Here is a 22,463-nt window from a genome sequence, read left to right on the forward strand (position 1 = left end):
CGGATTCACACGGGCAGAACGGCGACGTCGTACCGCTGGCACCACGGGTCGCGGGTGACCAGTGTGAGGTCCTCGTATTGCGCCTGCGCCACCAGCATTCGATCGAACGGGTCCCGGTGGATCGGCGGCAGCCGGCCGGCCGCGGCCGCGTGGTCGAGGCCGATCGGCAGCGGAATGAAGCCGCCGTTGCCGATGTAGTCCGCCAATCCGACCGGGCCGTGTAGCTTGCCGAGGGCCTGCTTGATGGCGACCTCCCAGATCGTGGCCGCACTGATCAGGACGTCCGGGTCGTGGGTGATTCGTTCCTTCAGCGCATCGGAGAGCGTCGGATCGTCGGTCAGCCACCACAGCACCACGTGGGTGTCGAGCAGCAGCCTCACGGCACCGTCCCGAAGTCGCCGGCGATCTGGGCGTTGGTCTCCTCGGAGTCCCAGTCGGGAGCGAGGACCAGCCGCCCGCTCAGCGAGCCGCGACCGCCCCGGTTCGCGCTGCGGCTCAGCGGAACCACTTTGGCGACCGGCTGACCGGCCCGGCTGATGATGATCTCCTCGCCGCGTTCGACCCGCTCGATGATGCGCGACAGATTCGTCTTCGCCTCGTGGATGTTGAACTGCCCGGCCGCTTCGCCCATCGTGCCCCACCTCCTTAGCTAAGAGGTTAGTCCACACCCGTCGGTCGCGCCACCGTGCTCGGCTGCCTCAGGTCAGCGTGGAGTGGCGCAGAGGTCGTGGACCAGGCGCATCTTGTCGAGGACGCGGTCGGGCAGGACGAACGGATAGAGGTCGGGATGGCCCATCGAACGGTTGACCATGTTGAGCGACCAGGCCAGGGGAAGCCAGAGATCGATGATCTTGTCGAAGCCGGCGCGGCCGATCTGCGGGCGGTCGAGGGAGGCGCCCGCGGGGGCGAAACCGAAAGCGGCGGCGGTGTCCAGGGTGTCGCGGATGTGCAGGTAGTGGGCGAAGGTTTCGGCCCAGTCCTCGGCGGGGTGCATGGTGGCGTAGGAGGAGACGTAGTCCGATTCCCAGCCCGCGGGGGCGCCGTCGGAGTAGTGGCGGTTCAGCGCCGCCTGATAGTCGGCGTCCGGGTCGCCGAAGAGGGCGCGAAAGCGTTGCGCGGCTTCGTCGGAGGCGACCAGGATCATGTAGTAGTAGTGGCCGATCTCGTGGCGGAAGTGGCCGAGCAGGGTGCGGTAGGGCTCGTCCATTTCGATGCGCAGCTGTTCGCGGTGCGGGTCGTTGGCCTCGGCCAGGTCGAGGGTGATCACGCCGTTCCGGTGACCGGTGACGACGTTTCCGCTGGCGCTGGTGAGCAGGTCGAAGGCGAGGCCGCGATCCGGGTCCCGGTCGCGGCCGACGATCGGCAGGCCGAGCTCGGTCAGCTCGACGATCAGCCTGCGCTTGGCCGCCTCGGCTTCGGCGAAGGCGGCCAGGCCCGCGGGGTCGAGATCGTTGGGGCGGGTCCGGGTGAGCCGGCAGGATTCGCACAGCACCGGTTCGGGCGTCGAGTTCCCGTTGCCGTCCGGGCGCGCGTCCGCCGCGGGCTCGGGCACGGCGACGAGCCAATTGCATTGCGCCACATGCAGGTTGTCGCAGAGCCGGAAGCGGCTGGCGTCCACCACACCGGTCATCGGCTCGTCCGCCGAGCCGGGCGGCGCGCCGATCACCACCAGGGCGATGTCGGCGAGGCTGAAACCCAGTGGGCTGGAACAGGACAGGCACACCGAGTTCTCGAAGGCCAACTGCTGACCGCAGTTGGGGCAGGCGAAATCGCGCACGCGGGTTACACCTCCACCGGAGAGACATCGACCGAGACGGTAATTGTGCTCTCCTTGGCGTCGGTATAGATGATGCCGCGCAGCGGCGGCACGTCGGCGTAGTCCCGCCCCCAGGCCACCGTGACGTAGCGCTCGTCGCCGAATTGGTCGTTGGTCGGGTCGAAGTCGATCCAGTGACCGGTGCGGTCGTGCTCGTCGGCGCCCGGCACCCACACCGCCGACCAGGCGTGCGTGGCGTCGGCCCCGACCATGCGTTCCTTGCCCGGCGGCGGGTCGGTGGCCAGGTAGCCGGACACGTAGCGAGCGGCCAGGCCGTGGGATCGCAAGCAGGCCACGCCGATTCGCGCGAAGTCCTGGCAGACCCCGGCCCGGGCGGCGAACACGTCGGCGACCCTGGTGGAGACGGTGGTCGAGCCGGACCGGTAGGTGAAGTCGGTGTGGATGCGCGTGTTCAGTTCGGCCACCGCGTCGATGAGCGGCCGGCCGGGGGTCAGCGACTCGGCCGCGTACGCCCGGACCTCGGGGGTGATCTCGGGTGGTTGCAGATCGAGGGTGAACTCCACGGCCAGCGGGCCGGTCGCGCCGCTCGGACGGGCGTGCTCCCACGCCTGCACCGCCGGTCCGTTCGCGGCGCGGCCGGGACGGTCGACCTCGACCAGGGATTCGCCGGTGACCACCAGGGTCCGATGCTCGGCGGTGACGTGGAAGTAGGAGGTGGTGTTGCCGTACACATCCGGGCCGACCGACTGATCCGAGGGCACCGGATCGATCGAGATGTCGTGCGAAAGCAGGCGCTGCCCGGGGAATTCGCGCGGCGTGAGGTACGCGCGCCCATACGAGCTCGTGACCTCGTCGGAATAGCAGTACGTGGTGCGGTGGGCCACCCGATAGCGCCGGGCGGCCCCGTTGCGGCCGCTCATCCGACCACCCTGGTGCTGCCCCACAGCGGCTGGAAGCCCGCGGGCAGCGACAGCCTCGAGGTCTCGAACGATTCGGACAGCTTGCGCAGCCGCAGGTGCACACCCTCCAGCAGTTCGAGTAGTTCGGTGCGCATGCCGTCGTCGTCGGTGACGTCGAGATCGTCCGGGTCGACCCGGCGCAGCATCCGTTGCGCGTCGGCCAGCAGGCGTTGCGGCCGCGACGATCCCGACGCGCCGGGCAGCGCCTGCAGGTCGGCGTCCAGCCGATCGAGCTGGTAGGCCAGCGATCGCGGATTGGCGGTATCGAAGAGCAGCAGGCCGGCGACGGCGGAGATGCGCACCGAATCTCCGTGCCGCCGACGGTAACTCACCTGGGACTCGGTGGCGCGCAGCACCGACTCGGTGACCACCCGCTCGGCTTCACCCGGATAGGTCTGGGTCAACGCCGCCGACATCAGCGCGGTCAGCGCCAGTCCGCGCTCGATGCGCTTGCCGATATCCATGACGTACCAACCGGAGTCGCGCACCAGCGATTCGGCGCCGATGCCGGACAGCGACAGCAGCGCCGCCAAGGTCAGCGAATGCACCGCCGAGAGCGCCGATTCCCGGTCCCCGTGCGTGCCGCGGTACTCCGCGAGCGCGCGGTCCACCGCGCTGAGGATCATCCAGGTATCGGCGGAGAGCTGATCGCGCACGGCGCGGGCGGCGTTCTCGTAGCGGTCGATCGCGAAGGCCAGGGAGCCGGGCAGGTCGCGGTCGATGGTCAACGCCGCCAAGTATTCGTAGCCCTCCCTGGACGCGCCGGCCACCGGCGTCCACACCGGTCCGGGCGGCGGGACGCCCTGCTCCTGCGCCGCGCTCGCCGCGGCGACCATCGCCCGGTGCAGCACGCCTGGTCGGATGGTCACGTTCATCTCCTCGGCAATACCCGAGTCGGCGTCCTCGACACCCGCGATATCGGTCTCGGCCGCGGCCGGTGGTTCGCCCGTCGACTGCGATTGCTGCTGGCTCTGGCCCGCCTGCGGGGAATCCTGCACTGGCGCAACGCCATCGGCATCGGCATCGCCGTACAGCACGGCGGCCGGAGCGACGGTCGCGGTGGCCCGGCCCAGCGCCGCCATCAAGACCGGAACCGCCTCGGCGCCCTCCAGCCACGGCCGATAGCGGTAGTCCTGATAACGCGCATGGGTGGCGATGAGCAACCGCGCCGCGGATTCCGCCCGCTCGCTGTAGCGCCCCATCCAGAACAGGTCGTTGAGCACACGCGGCGAACTGATCGCCGCGACGACCGGGGCCGCCCGCCGTTCGCGCTCCTCGTGCGGCGCCTCGGTGCCGACCGCGGGCACCGTCGCCGGCGCCGCCCGGACCCAGATGTCCTTGGCCGCGACCTTGATCACCGCTCGATCGGGCACCGTGCGCTGATGCAGCTGCCCGAGCCCGCCCGCCATCGCGGTATACCCGCTGCGCCGCGCCATCGAGAACAGCCGCATGCCGACCGGCGCCGGGGTCAGCCCGCCGTATCCTTCGACCGCGGGCGCCACCGAGAACTGCGCGGGTTCCTGCCCGACCCACTGCCAGCCGCTCTCCTCGATCCGGGCGCGCAGATCGGCGCGCTGCCGGATGGATAGTTCCGGGCCGAAGAGCGTGGCGCCGTCGACCGCGGACCGAATGATCAACCGGTGCAGGTTCTTCGTCAGGTGCGCGCGTTCCTTCTCGTCCCCGCCCCAATAGGTCGGCGCGCTTTCCAGCAGCAGATCCTCCCCGAGCAGCGCGCGGGACAGCCGCGGCAGGAATCCGGTCAACGCCGGGTTCTCCAGCAGCCCGCTGCCCAGCGTGTTCACCACGGTGACCGCGCCCCGGCGCAACACCTCCACCAGCCCGACCACGCCGAGCCGCGAATCCGGCCGCAGGTCGAGCGGATCGGAGAACTCGGCATCCACCCGGCGCAGCACCACGTCGACCCGGCGCAGCGTGCCGAGCGAGCGCATCCACAGCGCGGCGTCGCGCACCACCAGATCCGCGCTCTCCACCAGCGGGAAGCCGAGCATGGACGCGAGATTGGCCTGATCGAACGCGGTCTCGGAGTGCACGCCGGGACTCAGCACCACCACGAACGGATCGTCGGACTCGCCCTCCTGCGCCGACTCGATCAGCATCAGCCGCATCGCCCGGGCGAACGGGGTGAGCGGGCGCGGATTGGAATGCTCGAACGCCTCCGGGATCGCCGTGGACACCACCCGCCGGTCGGCCAGCGCGTATCCCGCGCCGGACGGTGCCTGCGCCCAGTCCGCGGTCACCCGGAACTGGCCGTCGCTCCACCGGCTGATATCGCACCCGTGCAGGAACAGCTGGTGCCGGCCCGGCACCGTAATGCCGTGCGCGGCACGGACATAGCCGCGGTAACCGAAGATCACCTCGGGCGGCAGCAGCCCGCTGGTGAGCGTGCGCCGCGGCCCGTAGACATCGGTGAGCACCTCGTCGAGCACCCGTGAGCGCTGCACCAGGCCTGCCTCCAGCCGGGTCCAGTCGTCCGCAGAGATCAGCAGCGGGATCGGATCGAGCCGCCACGGCGTGGTCACCGCCTGCTCGCCCGCCCCGGTGACCTCGGTGTAGGTGATGCCGTCGTCTTCGATCAGCCTGCGCACCCGGCTGTCGAGCCGGCCGAGTCCGGCCGTGCCGAGTTCGACGAAATCGGCGGACAGCTCCGACCACATCCGGCGCACCTTGCCGTCCGCGTCGACCAGCTCGTCGTAGTAGCCCTCGGTCGGCCCGCCGCATTCGTCGTAGGGCGCCGTGTCCACGCCGCCGGTCCGGTAGCGCGCGAACTGCTCGGCCACCTGCTCGCGCACGCCGGGCACCGCCGTCGTCTCCCGCAGTGCGTCCTCGCGCATCGTCACCGCGCCGACCTCACTTCCGCTGCCAGAGGGTGCCTAACGGTCGCCGATCGATCCCCAGACGGTCCGCGCCCGGCGCAGATCGAGGATGCCCCGCACACCGCTGTCCATGGACTGTGCCGCCATTTTCGCACGTAACTCCCCCGGATCGATCCGTGCCGTGGTGTGGCCGGCCGCCTCGAAGCGCCGGTTGCGCCGCGATTGCGCCGCAGCGGCGTTGACCGGAGGTTCGGCGTAGGCCATGCCACCCGGGTGCGCCACGTGGTAGGTGCAGCCGCCGCGGGACAGACCGGTGTCGGTGTCGACCAGGTCGAACACCAGCGGCACATCGACGGTGATCGACGGATGCAGCGAGTTCGGTGGCTGCCACGCCCGGTACCGCACGCCCGCGACCTGTACGTCGGCCTGGTCGGTGGCCAGCAGCGGGACCGGCATGCCGTTGCAGGTCAGCACGGTGCGGCCGCGATCAGCGCCGGTCACCCGCACCTGGAGGCGCTCCACCGAGGAGTCGACGTAGCGGGCGGTGCCCGCCGTGGTGGTCTGCTCGCCGAGGGTGTGCCACGGTTCGATGGCGCCGCGCAGCTCGAGCTCGATATCGCCGAGCATGACGGTGCCGATGCGCGGAAAGCGGAACTCGGCGAACGGGTCGAGCCAGGCCGCGTCGAAGTCGATGCCGTGCGCGCACAGGTCGGCGGCGACCTCGGCGATATCGGCGATCACGAAGTGCGGCAGCAGATATCGTCCGTGCAGATTCGCACCGTGCCGAATCAGCGGCGCCCGCAGGGGTTTCGACCAGAAGCGCGCGACCAGGCCGCGCACCAGCAGCGACTGCACCATCGCCAGCTGGAAGTGCGGCGGCATCTCGAAGCCGCGCAGCTCCACCAATCCGAGCCTGCCCCTGGCGGTTTCGGGGCTGTAGAGCTTGTCGATGCAGAACTCGGCGCGGTGGGTATTGCCGGTGAGATCGGTGAGCAGATGACGCAGCGCGCGATCGATGTGCCACGGCGCCGAACCCACCGAGCGGGCGGCCGAATCCGCCACCCGCGCAAGCCGGCTCGGCTTGGCCAGGCGCGCGATCTCGGCGAACGCGATCTCCAGTTCGTACAGCGTTTCCTCGCGCCCCTCGTCCACCCGCGGCGCCTGCGAGGTCGGTCCGACGAACCGGCCGGCGAACAGGTAGGACAGCGACGGATGCCGCTGCCAATAGGTCAGCATCGAGACCAGCAGATCGGGCCGGCGCAGCAGCGGCGACCGCGCGGGCGTGGCGCCGCCGAGCGTGATGTGGTTGCCGCCGCCGGTGCCGCTGTGCGTGCCGTCGACATCGAACGATTCGGTGCTCAACCGGGCCAGGCGAGCCTGCTCGTACAGGGTGGACAGCAGCTCGGACTGCTCGGCGAAGGAGATCGTCGGCTGCACGTTGACCTCGATCACGCCCGGATCCGGGGTGACCGAGAAGGTGCGCAGGCGAGCGTCGACCGGCGGGGCGTAGCCCTCCAGCACCACGGGGCAATCGATGGCCACCGCCGCGTCCTCGATTCGGCGCACCAGATCGAGGAAGTCGTCGAGTTCCGTGACGGGCGGCAGGAATACGTGCAGTCGGCCGTTGCGGACCTCGCCGACCAGGGCGGTCGTCGGCTCCCAGTCGGCGGGCTCGACGACCGCGGGCTCCTCGGCGCGCTCGACCGCCAGCGGCGCGGCAAACAGTGGATCGTGGTCGGGGCGTTGCGGTGGCGTGTGCCAGGAGACGGAGTCCAGGGGCAGGCGCAGCCCGGCCGGAGAATCGCCCTCCGTCAACACGATTCGCCCGGCGGGCTGGGCGGCGCAGACGCCGCGGCGCAGACGCCAGTCCGCGCTGGCCCAGCCGGAGCCGTCGGCACGGCGATACAGCGACAGCACGTAGGCCGTCGGCTCGGTGACCTCGGCGTCGAGGCGGGCCAGGAGTTCCTTGCGGGCCTGAGCCGAGTCCACATCGGGGTCGAGGTCGTCGATCGGATCGACCGGATCTCCCTCCGGAGCACGGACTTTCCCGGCCAGCCGGAGCAGCGGGTCCTCGTAGGCCGGACGGACCTGGCGCTGCGGCAGCCCCAGGCCCGCCGCCACGTGCGCGATCAACTCCCGTGCGGCGTCGGAATCCGTCGCCCGCCCCGCCGACGGACCCCACGGGTCGGCGAGCAGGTCCTGCCGCGTCCACGCCGGCTCGCCGTCGTCGCGCCAGGCGACCGCGATCTCCCAGCGCGGCAACGGTTCTCCCGGATACCACTTCCCCTGCCGATACTGCGCCAGCCCGGTCGGCGCGTAGATCCGGCGCAACCGATCGGCCAGATCGACCGCGCGTTCCCGCTTGTGCGCGCCGTCGGCCTCGGTGGTCCATTCCGCCCCGGTCTGATCGTCGATGGAGACGAACGTCGGTTCACCGCCGACGGTCAAACCCACGTCCTCGGCGGCCATCCGCGCGTCCACCGCGGCGCCGGACGCGGTGATCCGCTCCCACTGAGAGTCGGTGTAAGGCAAGGTAACCCGAGGATCCTCGTGGAACCGCCGGACCGTGTTGGAGAACTCCATGGTGGCGCCGGTCGGCCCGGTCGCCCCGGTGATCGGCGCGGCGGACACCGGATGCGGCGTCGCCGCCAGCGGAATGTGCCCCTCCCCGGCGAACAGCCCCGAGGTGGGATCCAGCCCGACCCAGCCTGCGCCGGGCAGATACACCTCGGTCCAGGCGTGCAGGTCGGTGAAGTCGGCCCGCGGCCCCGACGGCCCGTCCAGCGACGGCACATCCTGTGCCAGCTGCACCAGATACCCGGACACGAACCGCGCCGCGAGCCCGAGTTCGCGCAGGATCGACACCAGCAACCAGGCCGAGTCCCGGCACGAACCGAGCGCCCCGCGCAGCGTGTGGTCGGGGGTCTGCACCCCGGCCTCCATCCGGATCGTGTAGCCGACGTCGTGGCGCAGCGCCTGATTGAGATCGACCAGGAAGTCGATGGTGCGCGGCCGATCCGTGACGTCGTGCGCGCGTACCCAGTCCTTGACCAGCTCGCCCGGCCCGGAGCCCGGCTCCGCCTCGTCCACCGGCCGCAGATACGGCTCCAGGTCCCTGCGCAGTTCCGCGCCGTAGCCGAACGGGTAGTGCTCGGCGGCGTCCTCGATGAAGAAGTCGAACGGGTTGACCACCTCGAGATCGGCGATCAGGCCGACGGTGATCGACAGTTCTCGCGCGGGCTCCGGAAACACCAGTCGCGCAAGGAAATTGCCGAACGCGTCCTGCTGCCAGTTGCAGAAGTGCGCGGCCGGGGTCACCCGCATGGAATAGGCATCGATCGTGGTGCGCGAATGCGGCGCCGGGCGCAGGCGCACCACGTGCGGGTGTATCTCGACCGGCCGGTCGAAGGTGTAAATGGTCCGGTGTTCGAGCGACACCTTGATGCCCATGCAGCAAGTTCACCACATGCCGGACGCGGCGTGAGACACAATCGCGCAGCGGTCGCCGGGTGCGCCGAACTGCGCAAACGCGGGCGGCGGTACGACACACGCCGCCTGCCTCCCGCGGCGGGCCGCGCGGAGGTGGTAAACACGAAGATAACGAACCGATCACGTCTGGAGGACGCATGCGCGCGCCGGATTGTTCGTCCTGCGAGTCCGCCGTCGACCACTGCCACGGCACCCTGATCGTGCACTCGACCCGGCTCACCGAATGCACCGAGAACGACTGCGTAGACCTCGACTACGTGCGGCACACCTTCGTCGTCGACTGTGCCGACCTGGCCGGCGGCTGCGCCTGTGCCGAGCCGCACCCGGCCCGTCGCCTGGCCTGACCGGCCGCGTACGTACCCTGTCCGGGTGAGCTATGACCACGTCTTGCTGCCGTCCGGTGTCGCGTCATCGATCGCCGAGGTCGACGCGTACCTCGCCACGCAGCAGGGACTCCCCGAGGCGGGCCTGGTCGCGCAGATCGCGGCCGAGCTGAACAAGGCCGACGCGGAGGTCCCGGAGGACGACAGCTTCCTCAGCGTGCACCCGGTGGGCGGCGCGCCTACCGGCGCGGCGTTGCACGTGCCCTGCCCGTACGACGCGATCGGGTTCGTCCGGCAGCTGCTGTTCGCGATCGCCACGCCGCTGGACTACGCGGTCTACGACCCGCAGCTGGCCTGGCTGATCGACCCGGCCGGGCACGTGCCGGCGACGGTCACCCACGGCGGCGCGGGCGAATTCCCGTACCTGACCAAAACCCTTGCCGATCAATGGGTTTCCGAGCTGGCCCCGCCGAACCCGTACCTGGTGGTGGAACGCGACGAGCAGATCTACATGCAGACCTACCGGGAGAAGACCGGCGCGTTCACCCTCGAGTACCGAGATGGCGCCCCGGACAAGCACTTCGGCACCACGGTGCTGGACGCACCGACGGTGTCCGCGGTGATCTGGGACTGGGCCACCGACGACCGCACCCGGATGCAGACCCTGCCCTGGTCGCGCGTCGAACTCTGACTCACTGGTTCTGCACGGCCAGCCGCCCGGCCAGCGCGATGAAGGAGACGCCGAATACCCGGCGCATCCAGGTCACCACGACCGGCTTGGAGATGACGTGGTTGCGCAGCGCCGCCGCGCACACGCCGTAGATCGCGAAGACCACGAACGTGGTGAGCATGAAGACCAGGCTCAGTTCGAGCATGCGCGCCAACGCGTTCGGTGAGCCGTTCGGCACGAACTGCGGCAGGAACGCGAAGGCGAAGATGGTCAGCTTCGGATTGAGCAGATTCAGCAGCACCGCCGAGGTGACCACCTTGCGCACCGACTGCGCGCCCTGATCCGGCTGCTCCGGCACAGTGAGCGCGCCCTTGTCCCGGAACGTGCTCCACGCCATGTAGATCAGGTACGCGACACCGAGGTACTTCAACGTCTGGAACGCGACCGCACTCGCGTTGAGCAGCGCGGCCAGGCCGGTCATCGCCGCGACCAGATGCGGCACGGTCCCGATGGTGCAGCCGAACGCCGCGATCACGCTGGCCCTCGTGCCCCTGGAGAGCCCCGCCGCCAGGGTGAACAGCGCGCCGGTACCGGGCGTCACGCAGATGACGAGCGTGGTCAGCAGGAATTCGATGCTCATCCCCGACACAGTAACCCGTGCCCGGCGCACCGCAACCCCCGTAGATTCGGGGCAGGGGCTGCGCCTAGAGCGCGCGCCGGCCGGACAGCGCGCGGCCGAGCGTCAGCTCGTCGGCGAACTCCAGATCGCCGCCCATCGGCAACCCCGACGCCAGCCTGGTCACGCTCAGACCAGGGAAGTCGCGCAGCATCCGCACCAGGTAGGTGGCCGTCGCCTCGCCCTCGGTGTTCGGGTCGGTCGCGATGATCACCTCGGTGACATCGATGCCGTCCTCCTGATTTCCGATGCGCGCCAACAGCTCCCGGATCCGCAGCTGGTCCGGCCCGATGCCGCTCAACGGGTCGAGCGCACCGCCGAGCACGTGGTAGCGACCGCGGAACTCACGGGTGCGTTCGATCGCCTGCACGTCCTTGGGCTCCTCGACCACGCAGATCATCGTGCGATCGCGGCGCGCGTCGGCGCAGATACGGCACTTCTCGCCGTCGGAGACGGTGCCGCAGACCACGCAGAACTGCACGCCGTCGCGCACCTTCTGCAGGGCGGCCTGCAACCGATCGATCTCCGGCGGCTCCACCTGCAGCAGGTGAAACGCGATGCGCTGGGCGCTCTTCGGACCGACGCCGGGCAGCTTGCCCAGCTCGTCGATCAGATCCTGAACCGGACCCTCGTACAACGGCTATGTCCCCGTGGCTCTCAGAAGCCCGGCAGCCCGGGCAGCGAACCGCCGCCGAGCCCACCCGAGAGCGGGCCGAGCCGCTCGGCCGCCAGCTGCTGCGCGTTGGCCATCGCGTCGTTGACCGCGCCGATCACCAAGTCCTGCAACGTGTCCACGTCTTCCGGATCGACCGCCTTCGGATCGATGGTGAGCGCGACGACCTCGCCGGATGCCTTGATCGTGACCTTGACCAGCCCGCCACCGGCCTGCCCTTCGACCTCCGCGGCGGAGATCTCGGCCTGTGCTTCCATCACCGCCTGTTGCATCTGCTGCGCTTGGGCGAGTAACTGCTGCATGTCGAACTGACCACCGGGCTGCACGGCATATTCCTCTCTGGGGAAAGTGTCACTGATCAGCGTAGTCCCTGCGGACCGCAGGACACCGCCGCGCCTCCGGCCGCCGACCGCCCGGCCGCGCGAAATTCGCTCGGCGATATTCGTCCCGACCGGTCGTTATGTCTTCGATGCATGGCCGGTAACAGGTTGGGTAAGTCGGGGTTCAGCACAACAAGATCGACCTACCATCGAACGTAGGTCGGGAGTTCTGGAGTACCGATATGAGCACGATGAGGGCGCGTTTCCTGAGCACTGCGGTGCTTTCCCTGGGGGTTCCCGGCATCTTCCTCGGCATTGCCGCACCGGCGGCGACCGCGGATTCCGGAGTCACGGCGGCGGCCGCCGACTATGGCGGCGGATGCGTCCTCTACCCGGACAACCGGGCGGCCACGATCGACTCGCTGCGCTTCCGCTGTTCGCCCGAGCAGCAGGACGCCGTCTTCCGGGACGCGGACCGCGGCGATGTGCCGATGGGCGTGACGAACGGCTGGGTGACCCGGCCGCCGACGATTCAGGGCATCGCCCCGGCGTTCTGGATCGGCAAGGTCTTCTACACCGGCCCCGACGGCGGCATGCTGACCAATCGCATCACCGGCGCGGGCTACGAGGCCTGGCCCGCATACGTTTACACCGCCCCCGCGATGCTCGACGGCAGGCCGGCCTGGGCGCTCAACTACGACCCGTCCCCCACACCACAGGTCTACGACGAGATCCGGGAGGTCACCCCCGGCGTCTGGTTCGGCTATTCGTGGTGGCGCGGCGCCTTCCAGAACACCCTGCTGCTCACCTTCGTCCTGGACTGACCGCGGGCGGTTGACTCTCCCCCCGCTGGAGGGTGTTCGCTGAAGGGCATGACAGCGACCGTCTCCATCGGGGAGTTCGCCAGGCTGACGTACCTGACCGTGAAAACGCTCCGGTACTACCACGACATCGAGCTGCTCGAGCCGATCGAGATCGATACGGGGTCCGGCTACCGGCGCTACTCGACCGACCAGGTGGCCCAGGCCCATCTGATCCGGCGCCTGCGCCGGCTCGACATGCCGTTGCCCGAGATCAAGGCCGTGCTGGCCGCGCCGGACGACGGCATCCGCAATGCCGCGCTGCGCGCGCACCTGGAGCGGATGGAGGCCGAGCTGGCCAGGACCCGCTCGGTGGTGGCGTCGCTGCGATCGCTGCTCTCCCCGGCCGCGCCGCTCGCGGTCGAATACCGCTCGATCCCGGCCTTTCCCGCGCTGGCGCTCACCGAGGTGGTCAGCCGCGACGACATCGGCCCGTGGTGCGCGGCCGCCTACCCGCTGCTGCACCAGACGCTGGGCGCGGCGGGCATCGAGTCCGACGGCATCGACGGCGCCACCTATTCGATGGACTTCTTCGCCGACGACCTCGGCGAGGTGGTCGCCTACGTCCCGATCCCGGCCGCCGCCCGGCTCGCGCCGGAGGGCCGGGTCTCGGTCATCGAATTGCCGGCCCGCCGCTTCGCCATCGCCCTGCACGAGGGGGACTTCGAGGACTTCGACCGCACCTACGGCGCGCTGGGCAGCCATGTGGCCGAACACGACACCGCCCTGGCCGAGCCGGTGCGCGAGCGCTACCTGCTCAGCCCCGACGACACCGACGACCCGAACGCCTACCGCACCGAAGTCTGCTGGCCGATCGGCCCGCTCTGAAAGAGGGAGAACCCCATGACCCTGTCACTCGCGCACGTCACCATCGACAGCAACGACGCGGCCGCACTCGCCGGCTTCTGGGCCGAGTTGCTCGATCAGCCGGTCGATCCGGACGCCTCGGCGCACTTCGCCACCGTCGGCCGGACCGCCGGTGCGGCACCGATATTGATGTTCATCCAGGTGCCCGACAAGACGCCGGGCAAGAACGTGATCCACCTCGACTTCCACGCCGAGGACTGGCATCAGCAGATCGAGCGCGCGGTCAGCCTGGGCGCCAAGCGCATCGGCGACTTCGACGAGTACGGCGCGCGGTGGACCACGCTGGCCGACCCGGAGGGCAACCTGTTCGACATCGGCGCGGCGTAGCCGCCGAACCCGAGCACGCAGCCCGGCACGCGGGGTCGGGCTGCGTGCTTCGTCAGGTCCCGCGGATCAGGCGAGTTCGCGCGCGAGGTTGCCCAGCACCTCGGCCTGGATCTTCTTCAGCCCGAGCGGGGCGAAGATGCCCTCGAAGATGCCGGCCACGCCGCCTGCGCCCTGCCAGGTGGTGCGCAGGCTCACCTGCGCGCCGGCGCCGTCCGGCGTCACGGTCCAGGTGTTGACCATGGTGGAGTTCGAATCGCGCTCGGTGACAATGGAATCCGACACCGACACCACCGCGTGCACGTTGCGCGAGCGCTTCTCGGTGGCCTGCAGCGTCCACTCGGCCACGGTGCCCGCGCCCTTGCCGCCCTCGACGACCTTGTAGTCGCGGTAGTGCGACGACAGAATGCGCGGCCGCACCGTCTCGTAATCCGCGATGGCCTCGAGGGTGCGCTTCGGATCCGCCGTCACGGCGATCGAACTGCTGGCGCTGACCTGTCCCACAATGAGCTCCTTGTCCGGGTACGGTATGTCGACCGGTACCCATCCTGCCCTGTAGCGGCCACCGCACCGCATACCGGTCGAGTCGTGTGGCGAACTTCTCCGAGCCGGTCGATATTCCGGTTCGCAACATATGCGTGACATTTCTCCCGAGTCCCCGCCCTCGCGGTGGTCTCACACTCAGGTGCGTACTAGCGTCGAGGGGTGGCAGTGAGTCTGTTGGGGAAGGCCGGACGCGCTCCGGCCGCACATGAATCCGGGTTTGCCGCGCATCGGGCCGGCGTGGACCGGCTCCTGGCGAGTTATCGCGCGATTCCCCGGGACGCGAATGTGCGGCTGGCGAAGAAGACCTCGAATCTGTTCCGGGCCAGGGCGAAAAACCCCGCGCCCGGCCTCGACGTATCCGGACTGGCCCAGGTGATCACGGTGGATCCGGTGGCGAAAACCGCCGACGTGGCCGGGATGACCACCTACGAGAACCTGGTCGCCGCGACGCTCCCGTACGGCCTCGCGCCGTTCGTGGTGCCGCAGCTCAAGACGATCACCCTGGGCGGCGCGGTGACCGGCCTCGGCATCGAGTCGACCTCGTTCCGCAACGGCCTGCCGCACGAGTCGGTGCTGGAGATGGACATCCTGACCGGCAGCGGCGAGATCATCACCGCCACCCCGGACAACGAGCACGCGGACCTGTTCCGCGGCTTCCCCAACTCCTACGGCACGCTCGGCTATTCGGTCCGGCTGAAGATCGAGCTGGAAACCGTGCTGCCCTACGTCGCGCTGCGCCACCTGCGCTTCCACGACCTGCGCGAGCTGGAGCGGACGCTGGCCACGATCGTCGAGGAGCAGACCTACGCCGGCGAGCGCGTGGACTACCTCGACGGCGTCGTGTTCACCGCCGACGAGAGCTACCTGACCCTGGGCCGGCAGACCGACGAGCCCGGCCCGGTCAGCGACTACACCGGCATGGACATCTTCTACCGGTCCATCCAGCACGACGCCGGTCCGCCGGGTGACTCCGCTCCCCTGGTGCCCAAGCGCGACCGGCTGACCATCCACGACTATCTGTGGCGCTGGGACACCGACTGGTTCTGGTGCTCGCGCGCGTTCGGCACGCAGAACCCGAAGATCCGCCGGTTCTGGCCGAAGCGCTACCGGCGCAGCAGCTTCTACTGGAAGCTGATCGCGCTCGACCACAAATACGACATCGCCGACAAGCTGGAGGCCCGCCAGGGCAACCCGCCGCGCGAACGCGTCGTGCAGGACATCGAGGTGCCGGTCGAACGCACCGCCGACTTCGTCGAATGGTTCCTGCGCGAGATCCCGATCGAGCCGATCTGGCTGTGCCCGCTGCGGCTGCGCGATACCGGCGCACCCGCGACCACCGAGCGCACCTGGCCGCTCTATCCCCTCGAGCCGAACCGGACGTATGTCAACGTCGGGTTCTGGTCCGCCGTGCCCACCGTGCCCGGGCAGCAGGAAGGAGCGGCCAACCGTGCGATCGAGCGCACCGTGACCGACTTCGACGGACATAAGTCGCTGTACTCGGATTCCTATTACGACAAAGATGAGTTCGCGGCGCTGTACGGCGGCAATACCTACACCGAATTGAAGAAACGCTACGACCCAGACCAGCGGCTGCTGGATTTGTATGCGAAGGCGGTGCAACGCAAATGACGACATTCAAGGACCGTTCTGACGTCTTAAGTGACCTCGGGGCCAAACTCAGCATTGCCGAGATCTTCGAGACGCTGATCGACGGCGAGGTACCGATCCGGCTGACCGCCTACGACGGCAGCGCGACCGGTCCCGAGGACTCGAAGTACGCGCTGGACATCAAGACGCCACGCGGCATCAACTATCTGGCCACCGCGCCGGGCGATCTCGGCATGGCCCGCGCCTACATTTCCGGCGACATGACCGCCGACGGGGTGCATCCCGGCGATCCCTACGACATCCTCGCGGCGATGGACGGGCTGAAGTTCCATCGCCCGTCCGCGCTCGCGCTGGTCACCATCGCCCGCTCGCTGGGCTGGGAGCGGCTCAAGCCGATCGCGCCGCCGCCGCAGGAGACGCTGCCGCGCTGGCGCCGGATCGCGCTGGAGGGCCTGCGCCACTCCAAGACTCGCGACGCCGAGGCGATCCACCACCACTACGACGTCTCGAACAAGTTCTACGAGTACGTGCTCGGCCCCTCGATGACCTACACCTGTGCGTGTTACGGCGACGAGAACTGGACGCTGGAACAGGCGCAGGAGAACAAGTATCGCCTGATCTTCGAGAAGCTGCGGCTGAAGGAAGGCGACCGGCTGCTCGACATCGGCTGCGGCTGGGGCGGCATGGTGCGCTACGCGGCCCAGCGCGGGGTCAAGGTGATCGGCGCGACGCTGTCCGCCGAGCAGGCCGAATGGGCGCAGCAGAAGATCGCCGAGCAGGGGCTGTCCGACCTGGCCGAGGTGCGCCACTCCGATTACCGCGACATCGCCGAGGGCGAGTTCGACGCGGTGTCCTCGATCGGGCTGACCGAGCACATCGGCGTGCACAACTACCCGTACTACTTCGAGTTCATGAAGAACAAGCTGCGCGACGGCGGCCTGTTCCTCAATCACAGCATCACCCGCCCGGACAACACCAGGACCACCAAGGCGGGCGACTTCATCGACCGCTACGTGTTCCCGGACGGCGAGCTGATCGGCTCCGGCCGGATCATCTCCGAGATCCAGAACACCGGCCTCGAGGTGCTGCACGAGGAGAACCTGCGCGAGCACTACGCGCTGACCCTGCACGAATGGTGCAAGAACCTGGTGGCGAACTGGGACGCGTGCGTCGCCGAGGTCGGCGAGGGCACCGCCAAGGTGTGGGGCCTGTACATGGCGGGTTGCCGGCTCGGCTTCCAGCGCAACGTGGTTCAGCTGCACCAGGTACTCGGCGTGAAACTATCCGCGGACGGCGACTGGACCGTGCCCCTGCGGCCCTGGTGGCAGCCGTAGCCTGCGCGTTACTGCCCGTCCGCTTCCAGGAGATCGTCCAGGAACCGGGCGGGCAGCTCTATGTCTCCGGTATGTGCTGCGGCGGTGGGTAATTCGGCGCGCAGGATGCGCAGGATCGAGACGACGCCGGGGCCGGCGTCGAGTAACGGCCTGGTCCAACCCAATCCGGCGCAGGTGGCGGCGGCGGGCAGCAGCAGGCCGGTGGCCTCGCCGACCCAGCCCGACGCGGCGAGGCATTCGGCGAGCAGCAGGGAGGCGTCCAATTGCGCACGGGGGCGGCCCTTGTCGAGCATGCGGCCGTGCAGGGCGCGGGCCCGGCGCACCGCCCGATCGTCCGCGCCGAACCGGCCCTGAGCCAGCAGGGTGCGGATCGCGGCGACCTCCTCGGCCTCCGCGGTGAGCACCGCGGCGCCGGCCAGGCGACGACCGGCATGCAGTGGCGCCGAGGGTGATTCGGAGTCGAAGGCCTGCTCGTCCGCGGGGTCGAGCAGGCCGAGCCGCAGCCGCTCGGCGCGGATGTGCGCGGCGAGCCGGAACAGCCGGTTGTCGTGGGCGATGCGCGCGCCCTCGTCGAGCCGGGCCGCGGCGGTGAACAAGTCGCCGCGCACCGCCTTGACCCGGGCGCCGATGACGAACGTCGAGATCAGGAAGTCCACCGGTCCGACCCGGGCGACCAGCTGATGACTCTCGTCGAGCAATTGATCGGCGAGGCCGAGATCGCCACGGCGGTAGTTCAGTTCGCCGAGCATCGCGGCCGCCACCCGCACCGCGTGTGCGCGCGGACCGGACCGCTGCTTGGCGACCTCCCATGCCTCCTGGAAACACTGTGTCGCGGTGGGGATGTCGAGCTGCTCGTAGGCCGCGGCGCCGCGCCCGCACAACCCGAAGACCGCGCCGAGCGGATCCTTGGACCGCGCATGGTATTCCGCCGCCCAGTCCTGCATCTCCCTGGCGCCGTCGAAGTCGAACTCGCACAGCCGCACGAACGAGGTCAGGTTCGCCGCGGTGGACACGGTCCAGGCGGGCAGCCCGTCCGGCGTCTTCAGGCATTCCGCGACCCGGTCCAGCACGCCCTCGGTGTGATCGCGGGCGATCTGGTCGGCGGCGCCGAGCACGGCGGCCTGGCAGCGCTGCCGGTTCACGTCCTCGTCGGTGGCCGAGCCGCGGGCGAGGATGTTGGACAGCCGGCCGAGCGCCGTGCGGGCCGCGCCGGACTGCTGCAGGTTCACGTTCGCCCGCGCCACCGCCATCAACAGCTTGGACCGCGAGGCCACCTGCTGCATCGGCAGTTTCGACACGGTGCCGAGCAGCGTGGCCAGCCGGGACCGGTCGATCAGGTCCATGCCGCCGGTCTCCAGCAGGTCGAGGGCCATCTTGAAATCGGTGGCGGCCAGCGCGTGATCGACCGACTTGCGCAACAGCTGATGCTCGGCATACCAGCGGGCAGCCTTGCGGTGCAACGACTTCGACCGGCCCGGCTGGGCGCGGTCCAGCCGCGCCCGCAGGTGTTCGGCGAACAGCGGCTGCATCCGGAACCACTCGGGGTCGTGCACGATCCGGCGCAGGAACAGCTCGCGCTGCTCGGCCTGCTCCAGCAGCCGTTCGGCGTCCGCGTCCTCGGACAGCGCCGCGGCCAGCGAGCCGCACACCCGCTCGGTCACCGAGATCGCCATCAGGAAGTCGAGCATCCTGGGTTCCAGTGTGTCCAAGACATTTTCGGCGAGGTACTCGCGGATGCCGTGGTTGCCCTCGGACAGATGGGCGATCAGCCGGTCCGGGTCGGCGTTGCCGCGCAGCGACAGGCTGACCAATTGGATGGCGGCGGGCCAGCCGTCGGTGGCCACGTGGATCTGTTCGACCTGGGTCTGCGACAACGGGAACCCGTGGTGGCGCACCAGGATCTCCGCGGTCTCCTCGACGGTCAGGCGCAGCGCCGCCGAGCCGATCTCGACCAGTTCGTCGTGCACGCGCATCCGGCTGGTCGGCAGGCCGGACTGCTCCCGGCTGGTCACCACGAAGCGCAGATGGTGACATCCGTTGTCCAGCAACGCTTCCATCGCCCGGTGTGCGCCCGCGTCGGTGACCCGATGCCAGTCGTCCACCACCACGACCACGGTGCTGCCGCCGGCATGGATCTCGTCGATGAGCGTCGAGACGACGAAGGCGGCCGCGTCCGCGGGCCGTTCCTCGAGCACCTGGTCCAGGCCGGCGCCCAGGTCCGGGCGGACCCGGCGGATCGCCTGGACGAGGTGGGCGAGGAACCAGATCTCGTTGTCGTCGTCCTGATCCACGCCGATCCAGGCGACCGGAATGCCGCGCTCGGTCAGATCGGTGCGCCACTGCGCGGCCAGGGTGCTCTTGCCGAAGCCGGCGGGCGCGTGGATCGCGGCGAGCCTGCGGCGGCCGCCGTCACGCAGGATGTCCAGCAGGCGCGGGCGCGGGACCGGCTCGCGGGCCGGGGTCGGCGGCCGAAATTTGGTGGCCGCGGTCGGCGGCAGGGTGGTGGCCGACCCGCCGGTCCCGGTCTGCTCGGCTACCGAGCCCAGCTTCAGCGGCCAGCTGCGCCGCGCCGTCACCGCGGGCCTGGACTTGGTCGAGGCCGAGGATTCGACCGGATGGGCCATCGGCTCGGGCGCGGCGATGGTCTCCAGCAGCGCCATCTCGTCGGGCATCTGGTCGTGCTCGCGCTGCACCGCACGCAGCAGCTGCCCGAAGTCGTAGGCGGAGGCGGGGCGTTCGTCGGGGTCGATGGACATGGCCCGCTGGACCACCTCGGCCACGTCCGGCGGGATGTCGTGCTCGCGCAGATCCGGCACCGGCTGGGTGGTGATCCGCAGGAACTGCGCGACCACCTTCTCCCCCGCCTGCCGCTCGAACGCGGCATGCCCGGTGAGCAGCGCGAACAGCGTCGCGCCGAGGCCGTAGACGTCGGACCGGATGGTCGGGTCGTCGCCCTTGAGCACTTCCGGCGCGGTGAAGGCGGGCGAGCCGGTGATCATGCTGCTGGAGGTCTGGAAGCCGCCGGGAATCCTGGCGATGCCGAAGTCGGTCAGCTGCGGCTCGCCGTAGCCGCTGAGCAGCACGTTCGCCGGTTTCACGTCGCGGTGCAGGATCTGGGCGCGGTGCGCGCTCTCGATCGCGCCGGCCAGTTTCACCCCGGCTCGCAGGGAATCGGCCCAGGTGAGCGGGCCCTGATCGCGGATGACCTGCTCCAGCGAACCGCGGGTGCAGTACGGCATCACGATGAACGGCAGCCCGCTCAGCGTGACGTCGACCTGCAGGATGTCGACGATGTTCGGATGGCCGGACAGCCGGCCCATGGCCTGTTCCTCCCGCAGGAAGCGCTCGCGGCTCTCCACCTCGATCTCCGAGGAGAGCACCTTCACCGCGACGACCCGCTCCAGCGCCCGCTGGATACAGCGATAGACCACGCCGAAGCCGCCCCGGCCGATCTCCTTCGCCTCCGACAGGCCCATCGCCTCCAGCTCGTCGGCGATCCCGACGAGCGGGTGGCGCTGGGTATCCGAGTCGGCCGGGGTCGAGCCGGGGCCGACCTCGCCCGTACGCGTCCGTGGTTTCACGTGACCACCTCGAACTCACATCGAATCGGCGTCACCGTCGAACAACAAGCGCGCCGACGCACGGACATCACCCGTAACCCCGCGCGATGTCCGATATGTCTGCGCATACTCCAACGTAGCGCGGGCGCGGCGCCCGGTGGGAGAAGTTTCGGAACAGGATCTTTTTCACCTCGGCCTTCCCCCGGATTCGCCCAGCTCAGCGCGTCCGCGCGGGCCCGGTGTCCGGTGCGATCAGGAACGAGATTCGGTCCATTACATTCTGCCGCCCGTCGTTGCGAAGGGGCGCAATTACCCAGCGACCGGCTCGGCGCCCGAGCGTGGGACGCGGTCAGCGATGGGCGCGCGAGGTCTGCGGATCCTGACGTCCACCACGTCCTCGACCCTGTTCGGTGTCCCACGGGCGGCCGTCGAACAGGGCGCCGAATTGGCCGCGCACGCGGTCTCAGCGGACGGCGAGGGCGATGAACTGGGTGATCTGGTTGTCGGCGAAGTTGTTGTCGCTCACCAGGATCAAGCTGCGCTCGCCGGAGGGCAGGCGTGGACCCCAGGTCATGCCCTCGACATTGTCGAGGTTGCGCAGGCCGACGTCGGCCAGGTCGACCAGGAGGCGCTTGGCGGCCGGGCGGGCGGTGCCGAGCGGTGCGTCCAGCACATTGGTGGCCGCGCTGAGATCGGCCTCGTAGATCCGGATCTTGTTGCCCACGCCGAAGACGAAAGAGCGTTCCAGCACAAGGATTTTCGCCGGATCGACCGGGTCGGCGGCCAGGATCGAGGCGATGCCGTTCATGCCGAGGTCGGGCTGCGGGCGGGACTCGGCGAAGACCGGCTCCATCCGGTACGGGTATTGCGCGAGCAGCTGACCGGTTCGCGTCTGCACGGTGATTCGTGCGGTCGCACCCGACGTCGTCGTCGCGAGCGGACCGTCTTGCAGCAGCGGGGCTTCCACCGAGGTGAGCACCAGCGAACCACCGGCGGCATACGTCGCGCCCTCCAACGCCAGGTTCTGCCGGGGACCCGAATTAGGCTGCATCCGTTCGTTGTCCGGGATCGGCAGCTCGCCCGCGAAGGTTCCGTCGGGACGGGTGAGCCGGACCGAGGGATCGGCCAGCACCGTGTCGGTGCGCTCGCCCTCCTGCGTCCAGAGGTAGTCACCGGTCCACGGATCGACCCGAATCTCCTCGGGGTCCAGCGATTTCGGGCCGTACACGGTGCCGCCGGGGGTCAGCAGCGGCCGGGTGCCGGTGAATTCCACCGGGCCGAGGCCGTTGTCGCCCACCGCGAAGCGGGCGGTGTAGAACCGGGCCGGATTGCGCTCCGAGCGGTCGTCGCTGATCAGCACGTAATCGCCGGTGCGCGAATCGAAGTCGATGCCGGACAGGCCGCCGACCCTGGTGCCCTGGAAGTCCAGGTCGTTGGGGACGACCTGCTCGCCGAGCAGCCGGACGCCGTGGCCCGGCTCGGGCGCCGCGCCGGCCGGTGCCGCGGCCAGCGCCACCGCGACGGCCGCGACCAGCAGGGTTTGCGCACGTCGTGCCTGTCCACGTCTCACGAAGACCACGCTATCCATCATGCGGTACCAACAGGTGAACAGCACCCGAATCCGCCGAACCACCTCGGAAACG

The 22,463-nt window shown here is 69.6% G+C and carries 19 protein-coding genes; 7 read left to right on the top strand and 12 right to left on the bottom strand.

What is annotated here, in order from left to right; translation table 11 throughout:
• Positions 1-5: 5 nt before the first annotated feature.
• From ACFQ9K_RS34280 to ACFQ9K_RS34305, 6 genes are all read right to left on the bottom strand, one after another.
• Complete coding sequence (locus ACFQ9K_RS34280) at positions 6-380, bottom strand: type II toxin-antitoxin system VapC family toxin (protein ID WP_378719372.1); 375 nt, start codon at positions 378-380, stop codon at positions 6-8.
• The gene (locus tag ACFQ9K_RS34285; protein WP_378719374.1) at positions 377-631 is read right to left on the bottom strand and encodes a type II toxin-antitoxin system Phd/YefM family antitoxin; all 255 of its coding nucleotides are present in this window, start codon (positions 629-631) and stop codon (positions 377-379) included. The genes ACFQ9K_RS34280 and ACFQ9K_RS34285 overlap by 4 nt, the downstream gene beginning before the upstream one ends.
• Positions 632-703: 72 nt before the next feature.
• Positions 704-1,777 carry a putative zinc-binding metallopeptidase gene (locus ACFQ9K_RS34290; RefSeq protein WP_378719376.1) on the bottom strand — a complete coding sequence of 358 codons (1,074 nt, stop codon included), beginning with the start codon at positions 1,775-1,777 and terminating at the stop codon, positions 704-706.
• A gap of 5 nt (positions 1,778-1,782) precedes the next feature.
• The gene (locus ACFQ9K_RS34295; RefSeq protein ID WP_378719378.1) at positions 1,783-2,697 is read right to left on the bottom strand and encodes a transglutaminase N-terminal domain-containing protein; all 915 of its coding nucleotides are present in this window, start codon (positions 2,695-2,697) and stop codon (positions 1,783-1,785) included.
• Positions 2,694-5,588 (bottom strand): circularly permuted type 2 ATP-grasp protein, encoded by a 2,895-nt coding sequence (locus ACFQ9K_RS34300; RefSeq protein WP_378719404.1) that lies wholly within the window; start codon positions 5,586-5,588, stop codon positions 2,694-2,696. The genes ACFQ9K_RS34295 and ACFQ9K_RS34300 overlap by 4 nt, the downstream gene beginning before the upstream one ends.
• A 39-nt stretch (positions 5,589-5,627) precedes the next feature.
• Positions 5,628-9,020, bottom strand: a complete 3,393-nt coding sequence (locus tag ACFQ9K_RS34305) for a DUF2126 domain-containing protein (RefSeq protein WP_378719380.1) — start codon at positions 9,018-9,020, stop codon at positions 5,628-5,630.
• A 176-nt stretch (positions 9,021-9,196) separates the two neighbouring features.
• On the opposite strand from ACFQ9K_RS34305, the gene ACFQ9K_RS34310 reads away from it, so the two are divergent.
• Positions 9,197-9,403 (top strand): hypothetical protein, encoded by a 207-nt coding sequence (locus ACFQ9K_RS34310; RefSeq protein WP_378719382.1) that lies wholly within the window; start codon positions 9,197-9,199, stop codon positions 9,401-9,403.
• A 25-nt stretch (positions 9,404-9,428) separates the two neighbouring features.
• On the top strand, positions 9,429-10,073 hold the full coding sequence (locus ACFQ9K_RS34315; protein ID WP_378719383.1) for a hypothetical protein: 645 nt from the start codon (positions 9,429-9,431) through the stop codon (positions 10,071-10,073).
• 1 nt (position 10,074) lies between these two features.
• On the opposite strand, the gene ACFQ9K_RS34320 is transcribed toward ACFQ9K_RS34315, so the two are convergent.
• From ACFQ9K_RS34320 to ACFQ9K_RS34330, 3 genes are all read right to left on the bottom strand, one after another.
• Complete coding sequence (locus ACFQ9K_RS34320; RefSeq protein ID WP_378719385.1) at positions 10,075-10,692, bottom strand: LysE family translocator; 618 nt, start codon at positions 10,690-10,692, stop codon at positions 10,075-10,077.
• A gap of 64 nt (positions 10,693-10,756) precedes the next feature.
• Positions 10,757-11,365, bottom strand: coding sequence for a recombination mediator RecR (gene recR, locus ACFQ9K_RS34325; RefSeq protein ID WP_357379883.1), 609 nt, complete (start codon positions 11,363-11,365; stop codon positions 10,757-10,759).
• Between the two features lie 20 nt (positions 11,366-11,385).
• Positions 11,386-11,727 carry a YbaB/EbfC family nucleoid-associated protein gene (locus tag ACFQ9K_RS34330; RefSeq protein ID WP_378719387.1) on the bottom strand — a complete coding sequence of 114 codons (342 nt, stop codon included), beginning with the start codon at positions 11,725-11,727 and terminating at the stop codon, positions 11,386-11,388.
• Positions 11,728-11,963: 236 nt separating this feature from the next.
• Here ACFQ9K_RS34330 and ACFQ9K_RS34335 point away from each other — a divergent pair, with 236 nt between their 5' ends.
• From ACFQ9K_RS34335 to ACFQ9K_RS34345, 3 genes are read left to right on the top strand one after another with little or no spacing between them, the layout of a single operon-like run.
• Positions 11,964-12,545, top strand: a complete 582-nt coding sequence (locus ACFQ9K_RS34335) for a hypothetical protein (protein WP_378719389.1) — start codon at positions 11,964-11,966, stop codon at positions 12,543-12,545.
• Positions 12,546-12,593: 48 nt separating this feature from the next.
• Positions 12,594-13,409, top strand: coding sequence for a MerR family transcriptional regulator (locus tag ACFQ9K_RS34340; RefSeq protein ID WP_378719391.1), 816 nt, complete (start codon positions 12,594-12,596; stop codon positions 13,407-13,409).
• 15 nt (positions 13,410-13,424) lie between these two features.
• Positions 13,425-13,775 carry a VOC family protein gene (locus tag ACFQ9K_RS34345; RefSeq protein ID WP_378719392.1) on the top strand — a complete coding sequence of 117 codons (351 nt, stop codon included), beginning with the start codon at positions 13,425-13,427 and terminating at the stop codon, positions 13,773-13,775.
• Positions 13,776-13,841: 66 nt separating this feature from the next.
• Here the strand turns inward: ACFQ9K_RS34345 and ACFQ9K_RS34350 are convergent, their stop codons facing one another.
• Positions 13,842-14,276, bottom strand: a complete 435-nt coding sequence (locus ACFQ9K_RS34350; protein ID WP_378719395.1) for an SRPBCC family protein — start codon at positions 14,274-14,276, stop codon at positions 13,842-13,844.
• A gap of 207 nt (positions 14,277-14,483) precedes the next feature.
• Here ACFQ9K_RS34350 and ACFQ9K_RS34355 point away from each other — a divergent pair, with 207 nt between their 5' ends.
• Both ACFQ9K_RS34355 and ACFQ9K_RS34360 read left to right on the top strand, forming a co-directional pair.
• The gene (locus ACFQ9K_RS34355; RefSeq protein ID WP_378719406.1) at positions 14,484-15,947 is read left to right on the top strand and encodes an FAD-binding oxidoreductase; all 1,464 of its coding nucleotides are present in this window, start codon (positions 14,484-14,486) and stop codon (positions 15,945-15,947) included.
• On the top strand, positions 15,944-17,260 hold the full coding sequence (locus ACFQ9K_RS34360; RefSeq protein WP_378719396.1) for a class I SAM-dependent methyltransferase: 1,317 nt from the start codon (positions 15,944-15,946) through the stop codon (positions 17,258-17,260). Before ACFQ9K_RS34355 ends, ACFQ9K_RS34360 begins: the two co-directional genes overlap by 4 nt.
• A gap of 8 nt (positions 17,261-17,268) precedes the next feature.
• On the opposite strand, the gene ACFQ9K_RS34365 is transcribed toward ACFQ9K_RS34360, so the two are convergent.
• Positions 17,269-20,841, bottom strand: coding sequence for a protein kinase (locus tag ACFQ9K_RS34365; protein ID WP_378719398.1), 3,573 nt, complete (start codon positions 20,839-20,841; stop codon positions 17,269-17,271).
• A gap of 442 nt (positions 20,842-21,283) precedes the next feature.
• The gene (locus ACFQ9K_RS34370) at positions 21,284-22,390 is read right to left on the bottom strand and encodes an esterase-like activity of phytase family protein (protein WP_378719401.1); all 1,107 of its coding nucleotides are present in this window, start codon (positions 22,388-22,390) and stop codon (positions 21,284-21,286) included.
• Positions 22,391-22,463: the final 73 nt, after the last annotated feature.

The organism is Nocardia sp. NPDC056564 (assembly GCF_042793755.1).
GTDB lineage: Bacteria > Actinomycetota > Actinomycetes > Mycobacteriales > Mycobacteriaceae > Nocardia.